Below are 21,983 nucleotides of genomic sequence, written 5' to 3'. Positions count from 1 at the left end.
AACTTATGTTAAACTAAAGTTATGTGTTTTATATTATTTTAGAAAGAGGGGAATTGAAATGGCAGGACATTCAAAGTGGAATAACATTAAGAATAGAAAAGGAGCACAAGATGCTAAACGTGGTAAAGTGTTTCAAAAATTATCACGCGAGATTTATATGGCAGCAAAAAGTGGTGGTCCCGATCCATCTTCTAACCCTTCATTAAGATTAGTATTAGATAAAGCAAGAACAGCCAATATGCCTAATGATAATATCCAGCGTGCAATCAAAAAAGCAACAAGTGCTGGTGAAGGTGAAAACTATGATGAAGTAGTATATGAAGGATACGGCCCAGCAGGTGTTGCCATTTTGGTTCATACTTTAACAGATAATCGTAATCGTACATCGACTAATGTGCGTGTGGCGTTTAATAAAAATGGTGGTTCTTTAGGAGAATCAGGTTCGGTAGCGTATATGTTTGATCGTAAAGGATATATTGTGATTGAACGTGAGGGACTAGATGTGGATGAAGATACGATGACATTAAGTGTGCTTGAAGCAGGTGGAGACGACATCGAGGTGTCTGATGAAGTATTTGAAATCTACACGGATCCAAGTGAATTTACAGCGGTGCGAGATGCGTTAGAGAAAGATTACACATTAGCGCAAGCAGAATTAACAATGGTGCCACAAACACTGGTTGAATTGAGTGATAGTGACAAAGAAAAATTAGAGAAAATCGTTGATACGTTAGAAGACGATGATGACGTGTCAGAAGTCTTCACATCAGCTGATATGTAAATAAATGACCAACTAGATAACGTCTAGTTGGTTTTTTTGTGTTTTTTAGGTCAATTTCAAAAAAATCGCAAATATAAGTTATGAGAAAGGAAATGACAATGAAAAAACTTGCTATGACATTATTAGATTATGGTTTTTCCAATCAAATGAGTGATTTGTATGTCTTACCAAAATCATCACATTATGAATTATCATTTAGGCACCATCATGATATTCATCGTTACAGTCAGCTCTCTCATAAAACGGCAGAGCAATTGATTTTATATTTTAAATATCTAGCTGGAATGGATATTGCAGAAAAACGAAAAGTACAAATGGGTGGAACGACAATAAAACGCAAACAAGGAAACGTCAGAATACGTTTATCTGTGGTAGGAGATTTTCTAAATAGGGAGACATTGGTGATTCGTTTTTTATACCCGATGTCTTCAAAGACGCTTCATTTCATCAACCCAAAACAGTTAGATAGCATTAACCAACAAGTCACGCGTAATGGCTTGTTTTTATTTTCTGGTCCGACTGGTTCTGGAAAATCAACGACCATGCATACTTTGATGCAGCACCTGATTCATAAACAAAATAAACATATTATTACGATTGAAGATCCTGTTGAAATTGAAGACAGCCATCTTATGCAATTGCAAGTGAATGAAAAGATTGGGCTGATATATCAAGAATTAATTAAAGTATGTTTAAGACATCGCCCAGATTGTTTGATGATTGGCGAAATAAGAGATGGGGAGACAGCTCAGATGGCTATGCGAGCGGCTTTAACTGGACATTTAGTTTTTTCGACTATTCATGCAAAAAATAGGAAAGGAGTTGAAGCACGATTAATCGAATTAGGGATTCCTAAAGAGGAAATCAATCAAAGTGTACAAGGAATTATCTATCAAGAGATGATTCCACTGACGACAAAAGGAAAATATGGTGTGCTATATGATATATCAGACAAAGAAAATAAAAACAGCTGGGAAAAAAGCTTGCAGAAAGCCTACTATGAAAAAAGAATTACACAAAAAACTTACCAAACCTACCAAAATTAAGGCTTTATCACGTCAAGAGCAATATGAATTTGTATACCTATTAGGGAACCTTTTAGAAAATGGTTTTAGTTTAGAACAAAGCATCAAATTTATGCGGACAATCTCTATCAAACAGGATAAACAATTTAAATACATTGAAAAGAAGTTGTTGAAAGGAGAGAGGTTTGCTAATTGTTTGATGGGTGTAGGTTTTTCTAAAGAACAATTAGCGCCAATCAAGTTTTCTGAAGTACATGGAGACTTAGTAGGAACGTTAAAGCGAATGTCCACCCAAATGAAAGAAAGGGAAAAACAACGAAAAGACATGATAAAAGTACTAAGTTATCCAGTGTTATTGTTGTTATTTTTACTTGCAATGATAGTCGGAATGAAGTGGTTCATTTTACCTCAGTTGTCTGATTTATCCCAAGATGATTCACAACCTAGTATGTTTACTTTATTGGATAATGGGCTGAAGTATGGTGGTATTGGTTTGATTCTGATTTTTGCTAGTTGTTATTTGATAAATAAACGATTAAACCGAGAATCACAAATCAAAAAATTACAGTTGTATTGTAAAATACCGCTTGTCGGAAAATTATTAACAAGTTATTACACGTCTCTATTCGCAACAGAATGGGGAAATTTATTATCCCAAGGAATGGAATTTAAAGAAGTCGTTTTAATTATGCAACAAAAAGGCTATTCTGACTTGATGCAAGAGATGTCAAAAAAACTTAAAATAAAATTAGAAGAGGGTATTTTTATTGATGAGCCAATCAGTCAGTGGTCGTTCTTAAAACCAGAACTAACCTGGATTATAAGACAAGGAGAGGTTCACGGCAAATTAGGTCAAGAGCTAGTGGTATTTGGACAACGAGAGTGGGAAGTATTTATTGCCGAATGTGAGAAGAAAATTCAGTGGCTACAGCCAATCACATTTTTATTAATTGCTGTGTTGATTGTATCAGTTTATGGCTCTTTATTATTACCAATATACAGTGGAATGGGGGATTTCTATTGAATACGTTAAAGAAGTTAAGAAAAAAACATGACGGTTTTACGTTGCTTGAAATGCGGTATAGTAAATATATTTATACCGCAAAACGCCACTGTATCACCATTTCATCATCTTTTAGGGTTATTTGTTTTATGAGCTTTCTAACTATAATTTTCTGCTTTTCGTAATCTAACTTAAGAATAGAACCTTTCAGATTCTTCAATATATCGGCTGCCTCGCTTATTTTAAGTTCAGGTTTCTGTTTGTTTGTCTTGTTTAACTTTCCTTCGATAGCAGTTTTTTCTTTTTGTATTAATTCCTTTTTGTCATTAAGCATTTCTAAAGACAGTGTCTCGTCCAGGTATAGACTAACAAGTTTTTCAAGCTTACGGTCTAACTCTTCTAGTCTTTTAATAAGGGGTGTGTCGTCGATTTCTTGGGCGCTATGTGAGCTTTTTTGAATAAGTTGTGGATTTATACGTATTTTTTCTATCTCGCTTAAAACGACGTTTTCGAGCTCCTCCTTCGGATAGTCACAAGAAGGGCAGTTATCAGCTTTAACCATAGTAACGTTCTTTTTCTTTCCAGTTCTTGAATGACATTTATATATTTTTGTTCTAGTGCCGTCTTTCTTTTTAGCGTACTGGTGCAGTCCAAGAGCAGCTCCACAATGACCACAACGCACTAATCCAGAAACTAAGTATTTTGCCTGGAATGGTCGAGGATTATTATTTTTCTTGTATGCTTCTTTTTGTCGGATTTCTAATTGTTTTTGCACTTCGTCATAGACCTCTTTAGAAACAATAGCTTCATGATTGCCAGGGAAAATCTGATCTTTATATTTTGTGTAACCAGCATAAGTAGGATTATCTAGTGTTTGCCTGATAGTTCTATAAGACCAAGCTATATCTTTCCCAATGTGGCCTTCATCATTCATTTTGTCTCGTAACTTTGTAATTGATATGCCCGATAAATAATCATGAAATATCTGTTTAACGATTTGCGCTTCAAGATCCACAACTTCGTAACTATCATCTTTGTGTGTGTATCCAAATGGCGCCCAATGCCAGCTCATAGCTTTCCCAGCCTTAGCACGTCCTATTTTCCCCATTGTCATACGCTCTTTTATTTGTTCTCGTTCGAGTTGCGCAAATACTGCTAAGATACCAATCATAGCTTTACCAAATGGAGTAGAGGTATCGAAGTTCTCGTTTAAAGAAACAAAATTAGTATTGTTTATGCCAAAAACATCTTCGATTAAAAATAAGGTGTCTTTTTGAGAGCGTGATAGGCGATCTAGTTTATATACTAAAACAGTCTCAATTTTTTTATTTTCAACATCATTTATTAATTTTTTAAGACCTGGTCTGTCTATATTTGAACCAGTAAAACCAGGATCCTTATAAATATTAGCCACTTGCCAGTCTTTCACTTCACAAAACTTTTTTAATTTATCAATTTGTTCATCGATTGAATAGCCTTCTTCAGCTTGTTCATTTGTTGAAACTCTTACGTAAATAGCGGTTTTCATATTATTTCAGCTCCTATTATGTTAAAATAGGGCATGACAAATAGACCTTCGTGGTCGTTGTCAGCCATAATACACTACTCAAACTTTGGTCGGGGCGAGTGGTGTTTTTTTATTTAAAATGTTGGTTGAATTACGTCTTTAGTTTTCGTTGAATATGCAATCAATATAGAATCATTATTCTCATCTTGGTAAGCAAAAGTTATAGCGTCGTTGTCGTTCGCTAATTTCTTTGCTTCATCAGAAATGATTTGTCTAATTGAATTGATATACATGTTTTGCTCTTCGTTCGCTTCTCCACTTCTAATGGCTTCATCAGACTCAGATAATTTTTTTCTTGTATCTTGATCTGTCACTTCAATTCGTATCACTTCGTGAGGTTTATCTGATTCGCTATCGACTACGTCCTTATCTAAAGTAAGATCTACAGATTTAGCGTCTTTATTAAATTCATTTTCTAATAGCTTTACAACTTCATTATTTTCAGATTTAGTGTCTGTATTTTCTTGTGTAGTTTCCACTTTTCCCTTACTTTCTTTAGTTGGCTCTGGATCATTGTTGCTGCAAGCAACTAACCCAATACTAACTAATGTAATAAATACCATACTAACAATCTTTTTCATTTTAATTCCTCCACTTTATTTCTTATAGAACAGATGTAACCTCAATCGCTTTACCTAAAATTCTTGCGGGGTTATTTTCATTAACGATGTAAGGATTATAATCTGGATTTAAAGGCTCAAGAATAAGTGAATCTTGTACTTTTCTTACACGTTTAAGAGTTGCTTCAGTATCCCCATTAACTAGAACTGCTGCAATTTCTCCGTTCTCAACATCGGGTTGTTCTCTTATTAGGACAAAACTACAGTCTGGAATTTTTGGTTCCATAGAATCCCCTTTAGCTTTTAAATAAAAAAGATCTCCTGCAGGTAGGTTAGTACTAGAACGATCACGATAACCTAATATGTTTTCATTAGCAGTGATAGGGTCACCGCACGCAATCTCACCTATTATAGGTACCGATATGATATCACCTTTAAATAGTTCGATATCCTTGAAAAAGTAACTTAGAGGAACATCAAACATCTGTGCCATCACCTCAATCTTATCCATTAGAGGTTTATTCGCTCCTCTTTCCCATGAAGATACTGACGTTGATGCTACATCTAGCCGTTTAGCTAATTCTAATTGAGTTAGTCCGTTTTCTTTTCTCAAAAGTTTTATTTTATCTTTTAATTCCAAACTTTCCACCTCCTATATATAAGTACATTATACATCTGTACACGTCTAAAGTAAAGTTTTTCCGTAGTTTTATTTAGTTTTAGAGCATGAAAATAAAGTAAAACTGTAATTTCGTGTTTACAATACGGTAATTCCGTAGTATTATAAATTTACACAAGGAAGGAGATGACGTAAATGGAAAGATATACAATCGAGCAAGCTCGTAAATTGTCTGGTAAAACTCAAGTTCAAGTTGCTGCTGAATTAGGTATGAGCGAAGCAACTTACATCAAGTACGAAAAAGGACGTTCTGTTTTTAGAATGGATGATGCATTTAATTTTTCTAAAATTACGGGTATATCAATAGATCGTATAATTTTTTTAAGCGATAACTACGGAAAAACCGTAGTTATGAATGGAGGAGGTAGATAGAAAATGAATTTCAAAATTAAGCACATTGATTCGAGGGGGAAAAATATTCCTAATATTTCAAAAGTAGTATTACCAAAAGCTCTAAGTTTAACGATCTATCAAATAATTAAAATGGAGGTTCCAGCGTGAAAGAATTAGTAGTAATAGAAAATGAGCAAGTAGTAACAACAAGCTTGCGAGTTGCAGAAGTATTTGAGAAACAACATAAACATGTTATTGAAGCCATCGAGTTAAAAATTCAATCGGCCGAAAATTCGGCTCATTATAAAAAGATGTTTGCAGAAGGAAGTTATAAGGATTCAAGAGGTAGAAATCAAAAACTTTATTATTTGAACAAAGATGGATGGACATTTATAGCATTTGGATTCACTGGTAGGAAGTCTGACGAATTTAAACTCAAATACATAGAAGCTTTTAATAGAATGGAAGAACAAATTAAGAGGGGAAGCCAGCATGGACTCCCAACGGATCCGATGGAAATTTTACAGCTCACATTTGATGCTCAAAAGAAAACAAATGAGAGAGTAGGAGCTTTAGAAGGGGATGTTAAAGAAATTAAAGAGAATCAACTGATAAGCACTGAAGATAAAAACTCACTTGATCGAATGATTAGACGGAAAGTTGCAATTATTTGTAAAGAACAGCATCTAGAACAAAAAGCAAAGTCATTACTCTTTAGTGACATAGGAAAAAGTATAAAAGAATTGTTTGGAGTACCTCATAGAGGGCGTATTAAAGATAAAGACTTTACAGCAGCTATTGATTTTGTAAATACCTGGGAACCTTCGTCTCTAACGAAAACTAGAATAAATCAATTGACGCTTGAAATATAAAGGGGGATAAAGATGAGTTTCTATTTAAGCAGAATCAACGGTTATGCATTGATAACATTTATCTTAGGGATAGTCGCACATTATTTATTAGCAGAAAAAGTTCTGATTTTAGCAGTACCCATGTTTCTATGTTGGTTAGCCAGTCACGATATTAAGAGTTTTGAAAGAGAACAACAAAAGCGACTTCGCCGCCAAGCAAAAAGTCGCTAACAAAAATATAAAACAAGGCCATTATAACATGAAATGAGGAAAGATAATGAAAATGAGTGAAGAAGTAGATGAGCTTTTCAACGGAATGTTTTTACTAAAAAGTAAATTGAAGCAACCTAAGTTCGATAGTTCTGTAGACTACAAGACAAAAAAAGGTGATCGTACAAAATTTGAATACGCAACATTGAAAGCAATTGAAGAAGCAATTCGAGAAGCGGCGCAAGCGGCTACATCAGGAATCGACTTCCAACAAGAGGTTATCAACGAAAACAATAGCCTAGCAGTTAATACAATTATTTACCACACGAGCGGTCAGTGGGTAATGCATGGGCCATTCACATTTCCTACAAATGGACAGAATCCACAAGGTCTGGGTAGCCTTTCAACATATGCAAGAAGATACGCATTGTCGGCAGCATTTGGCATTGCAGCAGATAAAGACGACGATGGCCAAGCAGCCAACAATGATCACAAAGAAAACCAGCAAGAACCTTATCAAAATGAGCAACAAAGTAACGAACAGAAAATAGAAAAGACGATAGCAGAATATAAAAACTATTTACTGAAAAACCAGCGGGATCTTAACGAATTGAATCAATACATTATCGAAAAGGAAAACGTAGGACAAATTGAACAAGTCGATAGATTACGAGTTATGGGCTATTACAAAGCTTTTGTAACGAAGCAACAGACAGCTAATGCAGAAAGAGAACAACAAACAGCACAAGATCCAGTTCAGACAGAACTAGACGGAGTTAATCCTGTGAGATGGGGGCAAAGAAGATGAGTAATGAACTAGCAACAGAAAGAAAAATATATTTAGATTTTACACCTGCAGTTTTAGACATGACAAACTACGACGAGTTGAAAGTCGAAGTTGAGAAGTATGCAGATAAATACAAAGGACTTGTATTTACGAGGGATGAAAAGACAGGAGCGAATCAAGCAAGGTCAGAATTACTAGCTCTACAAAACGCAATCGAAAGCGAGCGTAAAAATGTTAAGCAAGTTTACAACAAACCTTTAAAAGAGTTTGAAGATCAGATAAAAGAATTAACCAAACTGATTGATGAACCTTTGAATGATATACGAGAAGGACTCAAAGTAATAGAAGATGCAGAGAAAGATGAACGAAAAACAGCTTTAATGACACTTTTAAGAAGCAAATTAGAATCGTTAGACATTTGCATAGAAGATTTAGAGATGGAAGCTAGATGGCTTAATAAAGGAAACTGGACATCAAAATTAAACCCAACTTCTAAATTTGAAGCTGATATAGATCAAGTAATAGCCCAAGCATTAAAAGAAAAAGAACGAAAAGAAACAGAGTTACGGATTCTAACAGAATTTTGCAAGGCTCAAGGAATCGAAGCAGCAGGATGGACAAGTCAACTGGAATTCAAGTCAGCGTTAGAAGTTATTGATCTAATTAATTTAGAAAAAGAACGAAAAGATAGATTAGCAGCTGAACAGGAGCAAAAGCGAAAAGAACACGAAGAATTCATAGCGAAGCAACAAGAAACAATCAAAGAAGCTAATGAATTTGCAGGGATGGAACAAACAAATAACCAGCAAGAAACCAAGATTTCAAATGTCATCAGAGTGACAGGAACTATCAAGCAGCTCAACACATTAAATGACTTTCTGATTAATAGCGGAATAGAAGTAGAAGAAGTGAATGCTCAGGAAGAATTAACTCAAGACAGTTTAACAATTGATGATCTGCCCTGGTAGGAGCGAAAAAATATGGAGTATGAGGGACGAATACTAAGAGTCGTAGGCAATGAAGTCACTTTCAAACTAGATCGTAACTTTGACATTGCCGAAGCTAAAAGATTATCAATTACTGAAGAACCAAGAAGTATCATAAGAGTGACTGATGAGCGCAACATTACTAAAGCGCAAAATGGAATGATATACGGACTGTTTCACGATATCGAGTTATACACAGGTTATCCACAAGAGTGGGTTAAAAGTGTTTTAAAAGCGATGTTCTCCGCAGAAAAAGGTATTGAGTCATTTAGTTTAGAGCAATACAGCATTAGTCAAGTGTTCGCAGGAGAGTTTATCGAGTATATTCTCGAATTTTGCTTTGACAATGAGATCCCTTTTAAATATCAAAAGTTCCATTTATCAAGTGATATAACAAGAATATTATTCCTTTATTTGAAACATAGATCATGTTTTGTTTGTGGAAAACCACATGCAGACATGGCTCACTACGAAGCAGTAGGGATGGGGAGAAACAGAAAGAAGATAGACCACTCCAAACACAGATTTATGACGCTTTGTAGAGAACACCATAATGAGCAACACAATATAGGATTACCAGAATTTATGAAAAAGTACGTGTTAGTACCTATCAAACTAACGCCAGAACAAGTTAAAGAATTCAATATAGGAGGATAAACAAATGGCTGAAATAAGCTGGATAAAGCTTAAAACTACCATGTTTGATGATGAAAAAATAAGACTGATTCAATCAGTGCCAGAATCAGACGCAATATTAGTGATTTGGATTAGGCTTCTAGTTTTAGCAGGTAAGACTAATGATGATGGGTTAATTTATATTCAAAGAAATATGCCATACACAGAAGAAATGCTTGCAACGTTATTCGGAAAAAACGTTAATACAATTCGCCTAGCATTAACGACATTAGAGGGATTTAATATGATAGATCTAGGTAAAGACGGATTAATTGCAATAACTAATTGGGAGAAGCACCAAAACGTTGAGGGAATGGATAAAGTACGACTACAAAACGCAGAGAGAAATAGACGTTATAGAGAGAGAAAAAAACAACTAGCATTAAATAGTGGAGACGTTAGCATGACGTCACGTGACGGTACAGATAAAGAATTAGATAAAGATAAAGATAAAGAATTAGATAAAGATATAAATACTAAGTCCGGTTCTGAAGAACAAGACGTTATACCTTACAAAGAGATTGTAGATTATCTAAATTTGAAAGCAAACAAGAAATACAGACATTCCACACCTAAAAGCAGATCTTTTATAAAAGCACGCTGGAACGAAGGGTTTAGATTGGACGAATTTAAAAAGGTTATCGACAATAAATGCTTTGACTGGATGGTTCCAGGTAAAAAAATAAATGGAACACCAGCTATTAATTATTTAAGACCTGAAACGTTGTTTGGTACAAAGTTTGAAAGTTATTTGAATGAGAATGTTATGAAAGGAGCTAGTCAACGTGACACAACAGAATACGACAACCTTTTCTAGTGTGGGAGCTGTTTTACAAGAGAGACTGAAAGAAACAGATGAGACATGCCCAATACATAAAATCAACTTAATATCAGCTTTTGGAAAAGCTTCAATATGCATGGAATGTGGTCGGGAAGCAATTGCTAAACGAGATCAAGAACTAGCTGAAGAAACAATGAAAGAGCATGTCAAACGCAAAACGCAATATTGGTTAGAAAGGCGTTCGGTATTTCTCGATGAGACTTTGAGAAAAGCAAGTTTTGAGAATTACAAAGAAGATGACGAAGAAACAGCTAGAAACAAAGAACAAGCTTTAAAAATTGCTAGAGAATATTTTTCAGGAGCAACATATAACACAATATTTACTGGAAAGCCAGGTACAGGAAAGAGCCATTTATCAATGAGCATGCTGAAGGTTGTGAATGAACACAGTGAACCATTTAGAAAATGCCTGTTTGTTTCAATTGATGAGTTGATGCGACGAATAAAAGACAGTTTCAAAAATAAAGATAGCCAATACACAGAGCAGCGCATGATTGAACTATTAACGGGAGCTGATTTATTAGTCATTGATGATCTAGGTGCAGAAACTGGTGCAATAGATAGCGATAAAGCAGCATCGAATTTCACAACCAAGACTCTGTACGCCATTGTAAACGGCAGAGCGAATAAGCCAACAATCATCACAACAAACTTAAATAGCAAAGAGTTAACAAAAATGTACGACAGTAAACTGATTTCAAGAATGTTCAGAGGGGCAGAAGGACACATTATTTCATTTAAAGAAACGAATGATAAACGTATAAGTGTTGAATTTTGATAGAAAGGTAGTGTTATAGATGAAGCAGCAAGAAACGATTTGTAAAGATTGCTACGGTAGAAGGATTATTTACCAGACTAACGGATTTACAGGTATAACGACAGTGTCACCATGTAAGAGATGCAAAAAAGAGCCAGAGAGCAATAAAGTGTGGAAGGATTCTTTAATTAAGAATCTGGCTAAGAATAATCAAATGACTGAAGAACAAGTAGCGGAATTCATAGGAGTTTGAGGATGATTAAATACACGCTACACATCGAACCAAAACCACAATCTCGGCCACGCTTTACCAGGGATGGTAGAGCGTACGAGTTGAAAGAGATGACTAGATGGAAAAGGTCAGTAGCTCAAACGTTAAAGCTTAAGCGATCAACAGCCATCATAGAAGGCCCAATATTCATCTCTGTGACGTTTTATATATATCCACCACAAAGGATAAGTAAAGTTAAAACAAAGCGACCACGAACAAATGAGGAGCTAGAAAAGATGTATGTTGATACACGCCCAGACTTAGACAATTATGTTAAGGCGCTTTTAGATGCAAGTGACAAAATACTCTTCAGAGATGACGGACAAATAGCAGCATTAAGCTCACAAAAATTATATTCATTAGATCCAAGAATTGAGATAGAAATACATAAATTGGAGGAGATAAAATGATTAACAACATAACTTTAGTTGGAAGGCTCACACGAGATCCTGATTTAAGATATACCAGCAACGGACAAGCAGTAGCAACGTTCAACCTAGCGGTTAATAGAAATTTTACTAATGCGAGTGGGGAGAGAGAAGCAGACTTCCCTAGTTGTGTTATCTGGAGAAAGCAAGCAGAGAATCTGGCCAACTACGCAAGAAAAGGAATGCTTATAGGGATTACTGGTCGGATTCAAACGAGGAACTACGAGAACCAGCAAGGGCAAAGGGTGTATGTAACAGAGGTAGTTACCGACAACTTTCAACTTTTGGAGAGAAGGCAGGATAATAACGGTCAGAGTCAACAAAATAGTAATCAAAGTAAGTCATTTGATGATCCATTTGGAAGTAATACTCATATTGATATTAGCGACGATGACTTACCGTTTTAAAATAAAAACTACCTCATATAGAGGTAGCTGAAATACGCTATTTAAAAACTAAGTCTGACTCAAGAACAATTGTTGCGGGAAAACTAGCTCTAGTTACGAGTTTACGATTTATTAAATCTTGATGTTGATCTGTTTCTTCGATATCAAACCACAATCTAGTTCCATGAGCCCATGTTTCATCACTATCTTTAACATCATTAATTTTGTAAACTGCAACGATTTCAGTTTTATAGCTGACAATCATATAATTTGCATTAAAAACAGTTTCTTTTTTAATCGGCCAGTTACCTGCAGCACGTTTCATTAAATCTTTTGAGTTAGTCGGTAGTTCGGTTATTTTGGTTAATAAAAATTTTTCAGTCATAATAATAAGCCTCCTGTTACTTTGATAATACTATTGTATTACTTTATAGTTACTTTGTAAAGAGAGATATATTATACGAAAAAAAGGGGATGATATACATGCTACGTATCTACCACACAACTAATAAGGCGTTAATAGTGGACGAATACATGAAAACCTATGCGATAGAGCCAATAGAAGTCGCCAGGCAATACGCTAGAGGTAAAAAGCATGTTGATAGGCCTAGAGAATCGCTAGAATTAGCTTTAAATAATGTTGTTGAAAATAGGTTTACTAGAATAAATATAAAAGATGAGGGGATAAACGGATGAGGCCAGCAACGAAAGCAAAACTACAAGAAATTTTATTTGATTATCCTTATTACGATGATAGGATATCTAGTTTAGGAGAATGTAAACAAAGAGATGTGATGGCAGAAAGAAAACAAGCAATCACAAGACTTCTAAATAAAAGCAACAATGATAGTTTAAGGCAAGCAATAAGACTGTATTATTTCTCTAAACCAAGACGTTACACTTGGCAAGGGGTGGCATTTGAGTGCGGAATGCATCCCAGCCATCTAAGTAGAGCGCATATGGAATTTTTACATAAACTAGCAAGAGAGCTAGGCGAGATGTGAAAAGTCAATTTACAGTCAATTTTTAGTCAATTAATAGTCAATTTAGACCTTCTAATCTCACTTAGAATAGATAAAGAAGGGGAATAACTTCCAAATCGGGAATCTTGCAACGGAAAACGATAAGGAAGGAGAGTAGGGTCGGCCCATTCGCCGACTCTTTTTTTATGTTCAAGGAGGTACGAGATGGAAATTATAAATAAAAAAGTCGATGAATTAATACCTTACATAAATAATCCGAGACACAATGAGCAAGCCATAGATGCACTGGCCTCCAGTATAAAGAATTTCGGATTCAAAGTTCCGATAGTTGTAGATAAAAACAACGAGATTGTAACTGGTCATACCAGGTTAAAAGCGGCTAAGAAGTTAGGGCTTGAAGAAGTGCCTGTATTAATTGCTGATGATCTGACAGAGGAACAGGTAAAGGCTTTTAGGTTAGCGGATAACAAAGTCGGTGAGCTTGCTACTTGGGATGAAGAAGCGCTGCAAGTAGAACTAGATGCCCTTTTATCTGAAGAATTCGACATGAGTGAGTATGGATTCACTGAGGAGGACTTTCAAGAGGTAGAGAACCAGACAGAAGAAGATGACTATGATGAAGAAGTACCTGAAGAACCGCAAACGAAATATGGTCAGGTTTATCAATTAGGTAATCATAGGTTAATGGTTGGAGATTCCACTAAAGAGGAAGATGTGGCCAAACTTATGGGTGGTGAAAAACTTAACCTACTCTTAACAGATCCACCATACAACGTAGCATACGAAGGAGGAACGAAAGATAAGCTGACTATTCAAAACGATAGTATGGACGATGCAAAGTTTCGCTTATTCCTAACAGATGCCTTTCAAGTAGCTAATTCAGTTATGGAACCAGGAGCGGCTTTTTATATATGGCATGCAGATAGTGAAGGGTTCAATTTTAGAACAGCTGTTAAAGAAACAGGATGGCTTTTAAAGCAAACTTTGATATGGGTTAAAAGTTCAATCGTGTTAGGTCGCCAAGACTATCAATGGATACATGAACCTTGTTTATATGGATGGAAAGATGGAGCAGCTCATTATTTTACATTTGATAGAACGCAAGCAACTGTAATCGAGGATAAACCTAATTTAAACAAAATGAGTAAGGATAAACTAAAGGATTACATTTTATCTATAGAAGAATCGCAAGGGCCAACAACAATTATTAGAGAGAAAAAGCCTACCGCAAATAAAGAGCATCCGACAATGAAGCCTATTAAGTTGCTATCAAGGCAAGTGATGAACAGCAGTAAGAAAGGTCAGAATGTAGGTGACTTCTTCGGTGGATCAGGTAGCACGTTAATCACATGTGAACAACTGGAAAGAAATTGTTTCACTATGGAGCTTGATCCACGATATGCAGATGTAATTATCAACAGGTGGGAAAACTTAACAGGAGAGACAGCTGTGAAAATATCAGACTAGGAAAGGAGGGTGGCCAATGGCAAGGAAAAAGAAAAAGCCAGGACTTGTAAGAATTACATATCATGATTGGTTAACAGAGGATAGTTTAGTCAAGCTAGAAGGATGGGCTCGTGATGGATTAACTGATAAACAGATTGCAACAGAGAAAATAGGTGTAACTGAGAGAGCGCTGGCTAGTTGGAAAAAGAACCACCCTTCAATCCGTTCAGCCTTAAAAAGAGGTAAAGAGGTAGTAGACCGTGAAGTGGAAAATGCCTTATTGAAAAGCGCTAAAGGTTTCTACGTAGAAGAATCAAAAACAATCATAGAGATTATGCCAGATGGGGAAAGGAAGCAACGTATTGAAAAGACAAAGAAATACATAGCGCCTAACTCAACATCTCAAATCTTTTGGCTTAAGAATCGTAAGCCAGAGGAATGGCGAGACAGACGAGAAACAGAACTTAGTGGCAACCTTAATCTTGCTAATACAGCGCTTGAGATTGATGAGTATTTAAACGGTAGCGATACAACATGAATGCACAACAAAAGAAGTACCTAGATCTAATTAAGAATGAACCTTATAAGTTTGGTCATTGGGTCGGCTTTATTGATCTAACAGAGCTACATAACGAATGGTTAAAAAGTTTTTTATTTGAGGTTGACGACCAAACGCTTTTAGCACATCGGGGATCGTACAAAACAACTGACCTAGCTCTTGCAATATCACTGATGATTGTTCTATATCCACAGAAAAATATTATCTTTTTTAGGAAAACAGACACGGACGTTACAGAGATTATTAATCAAGTGGCCAAAATTTTAAAGAGTGATTACTTTCAAAAATTGGTTTATGTGCTATATAACGTTCATTTGGTACTCACGAAGTCAACAGGCAGTGAGATAGATACAAACCTACATACGAACTCAAAAGGTACGTCGCAATTGTTAGGTATGGGGATAAAGACGTCTATCACAGGGAAGCATGCTGACATTGTTATTACAGATGACATTGTCAATGTGAATGACAGGGTTAGTCGTGCAGAGCGTGAGCGGACTAAAATGCAGTACCAAGAGCTGCAGAACGTAAAGAACCGTGGTGGCCGATTTATCAACACAGGTACTCCCTGGCACAAAGAGGACGCTATATCAATGATGCCGAATGTTAAAAAATTTGATTGCTACTCAACAGATTTAATCAGCAAAGAGGAACTGAAGGCATTAAGGGAGAGTATGACTCCTTCTCTATTTGCAGCGAATTATGAGTTAAGACACATAGCGAGCGAACAAGCGATGTTTGAAACACCTAACTACATAAACGATGCACAACGCATTCATGACGGTTTGTGTCACATTGACGCAGCATATGGAGGTAAAGATGGTACAGCATTCACGATTATCAAAGAAGAAGCTGACGGACAACTGGTGGCGTTTGGTAAACGTTGGGACAAGCATGTAGATGACTGCATAGATTCAATAATGAGTTTACACGCTCACTATTTAGGCGGCAGTTTTTCTTGTGAAACAAACGGTGACAAAGGATATTTAGCAAAACATCTGAGAGAACGTGGTGCATTTGTTGAGGAGTATCACGAGAACCAAAACAAATACATTAAGGTGGCAACGTACCTACGTAAACACTGGAATCAAATTCATTGGTTAGACGATACAGACCCAGACTATATGAATGAAATTCTTGATTACACAGAGAACGCAGAACATGACGATGCACCAGATAGCGCAGCAAGTCTTATCAGACAAATCAAGTCACGCACTAAATGGCTTTATTAGAGAGGAGGTAAAAGAGTGAATACGAAACAGTTATTAAGCGATAGTCCTAAAGAGATTGGTGAAGGGTTACTAGACGCTATTAATCAAGACAGATCAGCAAAAGTTAAAGAAAAAGCTAGAGAAGGCGTGAAGTATTACGAAGGGGAACACGATATCTTAAAGAATCGAGTTTTTTATATTGATGACAATGATGTGCTGAAAGAGGATAAGTTCGCTTCAAACATACGAATACCTCACCAGTTCCTAACAGAACAAGTAGACCAGAAAACACAGTATCTTTTATCAAAGCCGATGGAGTATGAAACAGAAGATGAAACGTTTTATAGCTACTTAGAAGAATACTATGATGAGGAATTCCAATTGTTCCTTCAAGAGATGGTCGAAGGTGGAAGCCAAAAAGGTTTTGAATATGCATATGCTCGTACTAATTCAAATGACAAGCTGTGCTTTCAAGTTGCTGATGCTTTATGTGTGTTTTCTATTTACGATGACACAAACGAATTGAAGCGTGTCTGCAGGTACTATGACAAGAATATCTATCAGGAAGATAAAGAAGTAGTTATAACGATTGCTGAAGTGTGGGATGACAAGCAAGTGTGGTTTTTCAAATCAGAAAAAGGCAAAGCATTTGAGTTTGATATTGATCGAGAGATGAATCCAAGACCTCATATTTTAGCTGTTAACCAGGACGGACAGAAAGCATCAAGAAATTATGAGCGGATCCCGTTTTATCGCTACAAGAACAACAAAAAAGAAACAACAGACTTACAACCAATCAAAGCGCTCATAGATGATTACGACTTAATGAATGCCTTTATGAGTAACAATCTACAAGACTTCGCAGAAGCAATATACGTTGTGTCAGGCTTCCAGGGTGATGATTTAAGCAAGCTACGTCAAAACATCAAAGGAAAGAAGGTCGTTGGAACAGGAACTGGTGGAGGTATAGACATTAAAACGGTCACTATACCAGTAGAAGGCCGCAAAACTAAGATGGAAATCGACAAAGAGAATATCTATAAGTTCGGAATGGCTTTTGATTCTACTCAAATTGGAGATGGGAACATAACTAACATTGTTATTAAGAGCCGCTACACACTTTTAAACATGAAGGCGAACAAAACAGAGGTCAGACTTCAAGCAATGATGAAATGGATCAATGAAATGGTAACAGCAGATATTAATCGCAGATACAAAGAATCGTTTAATGCATCGGACGTTAAGTTTTCATTTATTCGTGAGGTTATGGTCAACGAGAATGACCTAGCACAAAACGAAAAGGTCATAGCTGAAACAAAACAGATACTAATAAATACGATTTTAGCAGCATCATCAAGAATAGATGATGAGTCGGTTCTTAGATTGATTTGTGAGCAGTTCGAACTGAACTGGGAGGAAGTGCAATCAGCAATAGAAACGCAAAGTTATACGCAAGGTCTTGCTGAAGGGACAGACCCAGTGGAGGTGAACATAGATGGCGACGCAACTCAACAAGTGGCAAACGGAACTGGAGAAGCTGACTGAACGAGAGTATAAGAAAACAGATAGTTTATTATTCAATACTTATCGAAATGCACTAAAGGAGATCAAGCAGCGCTTAAGTCATTATGTTAATGCTTATGAGCAGTTATCCTTTTCTAAGAAATTAGAAGTCGAGCGCTTATTTAACGTGGCACTAGAAATAGACAACATCCTAAATCTTACTTATTCATCAGTAGGGGAGATTATAAAAGATTGTTCAGCTAATCAAGCAGCACAAGGGTATAACGGTGTGTGGTACCAATTAGAACAGTCAGAACGCATTAAATTAGCTCTGCCACTAATTCAACATGATTTTATTATGGAGCTTGTTAATAAGCCAGTAGCAGGCAAGACATTATCAAGAAGGTTATATCTTGAACGTGAGAAGTTGGCCAAGGTTGTAACGAATGAAATTATACAAGGGTTATTTGATGGTGAAGGTTACAGAGTAATAGCTAAAAGAATATCAGATCAGACAGAAGCAAGCTATAAACAAGCTTTAAGAATCGCAATAACAGAAAGCGGACGTACTCACTCAAATACAACGCAAAAAGGGTATGTAGAGGCAGAAAAGCTAGGTATCTCAATTAAAAAGAAATGGCTCGCAACACTAGACAAAAAGACCAGGGACGACCATAGAGAGTTAGATGGCCAAACAGTCGGAGTTAACGAGAAATTCAAAATACACAACTATGAAGCAGAAGGGCCACGGTTGTTCGGTGTGGCTAAAGAAGATGTTAACTGCAGATGTACAACCATTTCAATAGTTGATGAAGTTAGTCCAGAACTACGAAAAGATAATGAGTTCAAGGACTATGCACCATTCACTAATTATAAAGAGTGGAGCAAGAACTTATGGGGTGCAAGAAGTGCTAAATAGAAAACAACTGACCTAAGCAAGTCAATAAACTACTTAATTCACTGATGGCCAAGTGTGAAATGGCTAATTGCACGTGATCCCGACCACGTAAAAAGGGTAGCAACAGGAGGTATGTAAAAATGGATTTTAAAGAGTATCTATCAAGTTTAGGAATCGAAGAAAAGACAGTTAACTCAATTGTGGATGGCATGCCTAAGAACAATTTATATATCGCAAGTGAAGATAACTTGGATACTCGATTCTCTAAAATTAAAGAGCAAAAAGAACAACTGGAAAGTGATTTAAATGCAGCTAATGATTTGGTTTCTGAATTACAGAAAACAGTCAAAGACAATGAGGGAGCCACTTCTAAGATTGAACAGTATCAGAAGGAAGCTGAAGACGCTAAAGCGGCACGTGCTGAAGCAGAAAAGACGTATGCAATTAAAGATGCGTTACGAGAAGCAGGTGCAACAGATATTGAGTACATGATGTTCAAGCTTGGTGACGTTGAAATGGCTGATGATGGAACTGTTAAAGATTTAGACAACAAGATTAAAGGTTTACAAGAGTCTAATGCTAATTGGTTTAAGTCTAATGACAATAAACCAGATGGTTCAAATGGAGGGTATAAGCCGATTGATAACAAGTTAGAAGATGGCGACCCAGCAGACCCAGAAATAGCAGCACAAGCAGCGTTTGAAGCAGCAGTAGGAATACAACCATAAAAAAAGAAAAGAGGAATAAGTAATGCCAAACACTTTAGAATACAGTAAAATTTTTCAACCAGTATTAGACAAACAAGTAGTGCAAGAAGCTACATCAGGTTGGATGGAAGCAAACGCAGGGCAAGTTAAATATAACGGTGGTAACGAAGTGAAACTACCGAGTTTAACAATGGATGGATTGGGCGACTATGACCGTCAAACAGGATATGTAGATGGCGACGTAACTCTAGAATGGGATACTCATAAGTTAACTCAAGATAGAGGACGACGTTTCCAATTAGATTCACAAGACGTAGACGAAACTAACTTCGTGGCTACTGCAGGTAACGTAATGGGTGAATTCCAACGTACTCAAGTAGTGCCAGAAATTGATGCATACCGTTACTCAAAAATTGCTACGTTGGCTAAAGGAGCAGGGAACAGTCGAGAAATCGAATTAACAGCAAGCAATGCATTAGATGAGTTATTACAAGACTTAGCTGTCTTAGAGGATAAAATCGGAACTCAAAACAATGTGATTGTAACGCTTAGTCCAGTTATGGTGCAGCTGTTAGCAAGTAATGAACACTTTAAGAACTTAACAAGCGAGTCAGTGTTGAAACAAGGTGACCTAGATCTACGTTTAACATCAATCAACGATAACGCATTACGTAAAGTAGCGTCTAAATTGTTGAAATCACAGTTCACATTCCAGGATGGAAAAACAAGCGGCCAAGAAGCAGGTGGAGTTGTCAATGCTGCAGGTGCGCAAGATATTAACTGGTTAATTAAAACCAAAGATGCGCCAATCGCAATCAGCAAGACTGATGTTATTCGTGTGTTTGATCCACTAACTAATCAAGACGCAAACGCTTGGAGAATGGACTACCGTAAATATCATGATTTATGGATCCCTAAAAATAAGCTGGAAAAAGTGTATGCAAACTTAGTACCAGTAACAGGAGGTTAAGAAGATGGCTATCTTAATCAAAGACAACGTGGTGAAGGTTAAAGAAGAACAGCGTGAGATTGACAAGCTGTTAGAACTTGGATACAAGCTTCAAGATGAATCTTCCCAAGATGGTGTTGGCAGTGATGATCGTAAAGAAGAACTCACCAGAGACGAACTAAAAGAAGCACTAACGACTCTAAATGTTGATTTTAAAGGTAATGCAAGCAATGACGACCTAAGAGCGTTATACGAGGAAGTAAAGGGCAGTCAATAATCTGCCCTTTCTTTTGAGAAAGAGGTGATTCGGTGATTTTGACTTTAAAAGAAGCACAAGTGATTGATGAGAACATCACTCAAAACGATCTAGATGCATACGAGCAAATGGTGCGTCAGTTAACGAGTAATAACTTTCAAAATAAGAACATTCGATTCTTTAAACTTTTATTTGAAGGGACAAACAAGATTCTATTAGGATCTAGCGTTTTAGGCTTGAGAGTTGGTGACACAATACAAGTCAGTGAGTCCAGGTACAATGACGGACTGTTTGTTGTTTCAGAAGTCGGTAATGACTACATCGAGTGTGAGAGTGCTAACTTCTTTAATTTAGAAGTGAAGGAAGCTTTTATAACCAAGATTGAGTATCCAGCTGACATTAAACAAGGCGTTGAGTCGTTAATTAAATATCAAAAGAAGATGGGCGGTAAAGTCGGGATTAAATCTGAATCGATTGCTCGAATGAGTACCACTTATTATGACGTTAACGCTAATGATAATTCTCAAGGATTCCCTGCAGCTAAAATGGACTTTTTGAAGAAGTACGAAAAGATGAGGTGGGGATAATGTATTCACCTCAGTATTTAAAGGTTCAGTTAAAGTTACAGGTTGATGACGGAATCGGCGGTTATATCGAAATGTGGAACGATTATAAGAGCTTTGAAGGATATATCGACTTGTTACAAGGGACAGATTTAAACAGCTCACAGCAAGCGTTTATTGAAGAATCTACACATATTGCGGTTATTCCAGAATATCAAGCAGGCATAACAGATGATATGAGATTAGTAGATGAATCTGGCCGATGGTATGACATAACCTATGCAGATGATCCAGTAGGAGTTAATCACCACAATGAGTTGTATTTGAAGTATGGCGGTATTGTGCATGACGTTTAAATTAATCGACAACACAAGCAAAGTGAAAAAACAAATGAACTCAGCTAGTGAACGAGGTATGAAGAAAGCACTTTTGATAATAGAGTCTGCTGTAAAATCTGGAACTCCTGTTTTAACTGGCGGTCTTAGAGACTCAATTAATCATACGCTTAAATCAATAGGGGCCAGTGTCGAGGGTAAAGTTGGGACACCGTTAAAATATGGTATATACGTTGAGTTTGGTACTGGAGAACACGCTGAAAATGGTGCAGGACGTCAAGGTGGCTGGATGTATCAAGATCCTTCGGGTAAATGGTATTTTACGAGAGGTCAGAAAGCGCAAAAATTCATGCGTAAAGGGTTTAGACAAAACAAAGATAAAGTTCAAGATATTCTTGAAAAAGAATACAGTGCTACTTTTAGAGGAGGGTAA

The 21,983-nt window shown here is 36.5% G+C and carries 31 protein-coding genes; 27 read left to right on the top strand and 4 right to left on the bottom strand.

What is annotated here, in order from left to right; translation table 11 throughout:
- Positions 1 to 58: 58 nt before the first annotated feature.
- The 3 genes from DW196_RS05020 to comGB all read left to right on the top strand — a co-directional run bounded on the left by DW196_RS05020 (position 59) and on the right by comGB (position 2,830).
- Positions 59 to 781: a YebC/PmpR family DNA-binding transcriptional regulator gene (locus DW196_RS05020; RefSeq protein WP_079347082.1), complete on the top strand. Its 723-nt coding sequence runs from the start codon at positions 59 to 61 to the stop codon at positions 779 to 781.
- 92 nt (positions 782 to 873) lie between these two features.
- Complete coding sequence (comGA, locus tag DW196_RS05015; RefSeq protein ID WP_118250469.1) at positions 874 to 1,827, top strand: competence type IV pilus ATPase ComGA; 954 nt, start codon at positions 874 to 876, stop codon at positions 1,825 to 1,827.
- On the top strand, positions 1,781 to 2,830 hold the full coding sequence (comGB, locus tag DW196_RS05010; RefSeq protein WP_158563521.1) for a competence type IV pilus assembly protein ComGB: 1,050 nt from the start codon (positions 1,781 to 1,783) through the stop codon (positions 2,828 to 2,830). Before comGA ends, comGB begins: the two co-directional genes overlap by 47 nt.
- 70 nt (positions 2,831 to 2,900) lie before the next feature.
- On the opposite strand, the gene DW196_RS05005 is transcribed toward comGB, so the two are convergent.
- From DW196_RS05005 to DW196_RS04995, 3 genes are all read right to left on the bottom strand, one after another.
- On the bottom strand, positions 2,901 to 4,337 hold the full coding sequence (locus DW196_RS05005; protein WP_118250467.1) for a recombinase family protein: 1,437 nt from the start codon (positions 4,335 to 4,337) through the stop codon (positions 2,901 to 2,903).
- A 113-nt stretch (positions 4,338 to 4,450) separates the two neighbouring features.
- Positions 4,451 to 4,957 carry a hypothetical protein gene (locus DW196_RS05000; protein ID WP_118250466.1) on the bottom strand — a complete coding sequence of 169 codons (507 nt, stop codon included), beginning with the start codon at positions 4,955 to 4,957 and terminating at the stop codon, positions 4,451 to 4,453.
- Between the two features lie 22 nt (positions 4,958 to 4,979).
- Positions 4,980 to 5,576 carry a LexA family transcriptional regulator gene (locus DW196_RS04995; protein ID WP_233541919.1) on the bottom strand — a complete coding sequence of 199 codons (597 nt, stop codon included), beginning with the start codon at positions 5,574 to 5,576 and terminating at the stop codon, positions 4,980 to 4,982.
- A gap of 174 nt (positions 5,577 to 5,750) precedes the next feature.
- Here DW196_RS04995 and DW196_RS04990 point away from each other — a divergent pair, with 174 nt between their 5' ends.
- From DW196_RS04990 to ssb, 11 genes are all read left to right on the top strand, one after another.
- Entirely contained in the window at positions 5,751 to 5,987 is a 237-nt protein-coding gene (locus DW196_RS04990) for a helix-turn-helix transcriptional regulator (RefSeq protein WP_118250464.1), read from the top strand.
- A gap of 3 nt (positions 5,988 to 5,990) precedes the next feature.
- Positions 5,991 to 6,116, top strand: a complete 126-nt coding sequence (locus tag DW196_RS11695; protein WP_255415097.1) for a hypothetical protein — start codon at positions 5,991 to 5,993, stop codon at positions 6,114 to 6,116.
- Positions 6,113 to 6,820 carry a Rha family transcriptional regulator gene (locus DW196_RS04985; protein WP_118250463.1) on the top strand — a complete coding sequence of 236 codons (708 nt, stop codon included), beginning with the start codon at positions 6,113 to 6,115 and terminating at the stop codon, positions 6,818 to 6,820. Before DW196_RS11695 ends, DW196_RS04985 begins: the two co-directional genes overlap by 4 nt.
- A gap of 12 nt (positions 6,821 to 6,832) precedes the next feature.
- Positions 6,833 to 7,030, top strand: a complete 198-nt coding sequence (locus DW196_RS04980) for a hypothetical protein (protein WP_118250462.1) — start codon at positions 6,833 to 6,835, stop codon at positions 7,028 to 7,030.
- 46 nt (positions 7,031 to 7,076) lie between these two features.
- Positions 7,077 to 7,817: an ERF family protein gene (locus tag DW196_RS04975; protein WP_370447142.1), complete on the top strand. Its 741-nt coding sequence runs from the start codon at positions 7,077 to 7,079 to the stop codon at positions 7,815 to 7,817.
- Positions 7,814 to 8,764 carry a DUF1351 domain-containing protein gene (locus DW196_RS04970; protein ID WP_158563520.1) on the top strand — a complete coding sequence of 317 codons (951 nt, stop codon included), beginning with the start codon at positions 7,814 to 7,816 and terminating at the stop codon, positions 8,762 to 8,764. Before DW196_RS04975 ends, DW196_RS04970 begins: the two co-directional genes overlap by 4 nt.
- 12 nt (positions 8,765 to 8,776) lie before the next feature.
- Entirely contained in the window at positions 8,777 to 9,439 is a 663-nt protein-coding gene (locus tag DW196_RS04965; RefSeq protein WP_118250459.1) for a putative HNHc nuclease, read from the top strand.
- Between the two features lie 4 nt (positions 9,440 to 9,443).
- Positions 9,444 to 10,274, top strand: coding sequence for a phage replisome organizer N-terminal domain-containing protein (locus DW196_RS04960; RefSeq protein ID WP_118250458.1), 831 nt, complete (start codon positions 9,444 to 9,446; stop codon positions 10,272 to 10,274).
- Entirely contained in the window at positions 10,243 to 11,076 is an 834-nt protein-coding gene (locus DW196_RS04955) for an ATP-binding protein (RefSeq protein ID WP_118250457.1), read from the top strand. The genes DW196_RS04960 and DW196_RS04955 overlap by 32 nt, the downstream gene beginning before the upstream one ends.
- Positions 11,077 to 11,310: 234 nt before the next feature.
- Positions 11,311 to 11,736, top strand: coding sequence for a RusA family crossover junction endodeoxyribonuclease (locus tag DW196_RS04945; RefSeq protein ID WP_118250455.1), 426 nt, complete (start codon positions 11,311 to 11,313; stop codon positions 11,734 to 11,736).
- Positions 11,733 to 12,161, top strand: coding sequence for a single-stranded DNA-binding protein (gene ssb, locus DW196_RS04940; RefSeq protein WP_118250454.1), 429 nt, complete (start codon positions 11,733 to 11,735; stop codon positions 12,159 to 12,161). The genes DW196_RS04945 and ssb overlap by 4 nt, the downstream gene beginning before the upstream one ends.
- A 37-nt stretch (positions 12,162 to 12,198) precedes the next feature.
- Here the strand turns inward: ssb and DW196_RS04935 are convergent, their stop codons facing one another.
- Positions 12,199 to 12,525 (bottom strand): hypothetical protein, encoded by a 327-nt coding sequence (locus tag DW196_RS04935; RefSeq protein ID WP_118250453.1) that lies wholly within the window; start codon positions 12,523 to 12,525, stop codon positions 12,199 to 12,201.
- A gap of 98 nt (positions 12,526 to 12,623) precedes the next feature.
- Between DW196_RS04935 and DW196_RS04930 the strand changes: the two genes are divergently transcribed.
- The 13 genes from DW196_RS04930 to DW196_RS04870 all read left to right on the top strand — a co-directional run bounded on the left by DW196_RS04930 (position 12,624) and on the right by DW196_RS04870 (position 21,983).
- On the top strand, positions 12,624 to 12,836 hold the full coding sequence (locus DW196_RS04930) for a hypothetical protein (RefSeq protein WP_118250452.1): 213 nt from the start codon (positions 12,624 to 12,626) through the stop codon (positions 12,834 to 12,836).
- Entirely contained in the window at positions 12,833 to 13,144 is a 312-nt protein-coding gene (locus DW196_RS04925; protein WP_118250451.1) for a hypothetical protein, read from the top strand. Before DW196_RS04930 ends, DW196_RS04925 begins: the two co-directional genes overlap by 4 nt.
- A 183-nt stretch (positions 13,145 to 13,327) precedes the next feature.
- On the top strand, positions 13,328 to 14,590 hold the full coding sequence (locus tag DW196_RS04920) for a DNA modification methylase (RefSeq protein ID WP_118250450.1): 1,263 nt from the start codon (positions 13,328 to 13,330) through the stop codon (positions 14,588 to 14,590).
- Between the two features lie 16 nt (positions 14,591 to 14,606).
- Positions 14,607 to 15,107, top strand: a complete 501-nt coding sequence (locus DW196_RS04915) for a helix-turn-helix domain-containing protein (RefSeq protein ID WP_118250449.1) — start codon at positions 14,607 to 14,609, stop codon at positions 15,105 to 15,107.
- A 194-nt stretch (positions 15,108 to 15,301) separates the two neighbouring features.
- On the top strand, positions 15,302 to 16,360 hold the full coding sequence (locus DW196_RS04910) for a hypothetical protein (protein WP_233541918.1): 1,059 nt from the start codon (positions 15,302 to 15,304) through the stop codon (positions 16,358 to 16,360).
- A gap of 15 nt (positions 16,361 to 16,375) precedes the next feature.
- Complete coding sequence (locus DW196_RS04905; protein WP_233541917.1) at positions 16,376 to 17,884, top strand: phage portal protein; 1,509 nt, start codon at positions 16,376 to 16,378, stop codon at positions 17,882 to 17,884.
- Positions 17,835 to 18,761 (top strand): phage minor head protein, encoded by a 927-nt coding sequence (locus DW196_RS11470; protein ID WP_187363577.1) that lies wholly within the window; start codon positions 17,835 to 17,837, stop codon positions 18,759 to 18,761. Before DW196_RS04905 ends, DW196_RS11470 begins: the two co-directional genes overlap by 50 nt.
- A gap of 119 nt (positions 18,762 to 18,880) precedes the next feature.
- Positions 18,881 to 19,468 carry a phage scaffolding protein gene (locus tag DW196_RS04895; RefSeq protein ID WP_118250447.1) on the top strand — a complete coding sequence of 196 codons (588 nt, stop codon included), beginning with the start codon at positions 18,881 to 18,883 and terminating at the stop codon, positions 19,466 to 19,468.
- A 22-nt stretch (positions 19,469 to 19,490) separates the two neighbouring features.
- Positions 19,491 to 20,417 carry a hypothetical protein gene (locus DW196_RS04890; RefSeq protein WP_118250446.1) on the top strand — a complete coding sequence of 309 codons (927 nt, stop codon included), beginning with the start codon at positions 19,491 to 19,493 and terminating at the stop codon, positions 20,415 to 20,417.
- A 4-nt stretch (positions 20,418 to 20,421) separates the two neighbouring features.
- Entirely contained in the window at positions 20,422 to 20,673 is a 252-nt protein-coding gene (locus tag DW196_RS04885) for a hypothetical protein (RefSeq protein WP_118250445.1), read from the top strand.
- A gap of 32 nt (positions 20,674 to 20,705) precedes the next feature.
- A complete protein-coding gene (locus DW196_RS04880; RefSeq protein ID WP_118250444.1) occupies positions 20,706 to 21,239 on the top strand; it encodes a hypothetical protein in 534 nt (177 codons plus the stop codon).
- Entirely contained in the window at positions 21,239 to 21,571 is a 333-nt protein-coding gene (locus DW196_RS04875; protein WP_118250443.1) for a head-tail adaptor protein, read from the top strand. The genes DW196_RS04880 and DW196_RS04875 overlap by 1 nt, the downstream gene beginning before the upstream one ends.
- A complete protein-coding gene (locus tag DW196_RS04870) occupies positions 21,561 to 21,983 on the top strand; it encodes an HK97-gp10 family putative phage morphogenesis protein (RefSeq protein ID WP_118250442.1) in 423 nt (140 codons plus the stop codon). The genes DW196_RS04875 and DW196_RS04870 overlap by 11 nt, the downstream gene beginning before the upstream one ends.

It is taken from the genome of Vagococcus sp. AM17-17 (assembly GCF_003471765.1).
GTDB lineage: Bacteria > Bacillota > Bacilli > Lactobacillales > Vagococcaceae > Vagococcus > Vagococcus teuberi.
This window is presented reverse-complemented; position numbering and strand designations above follow the sequence as displayed.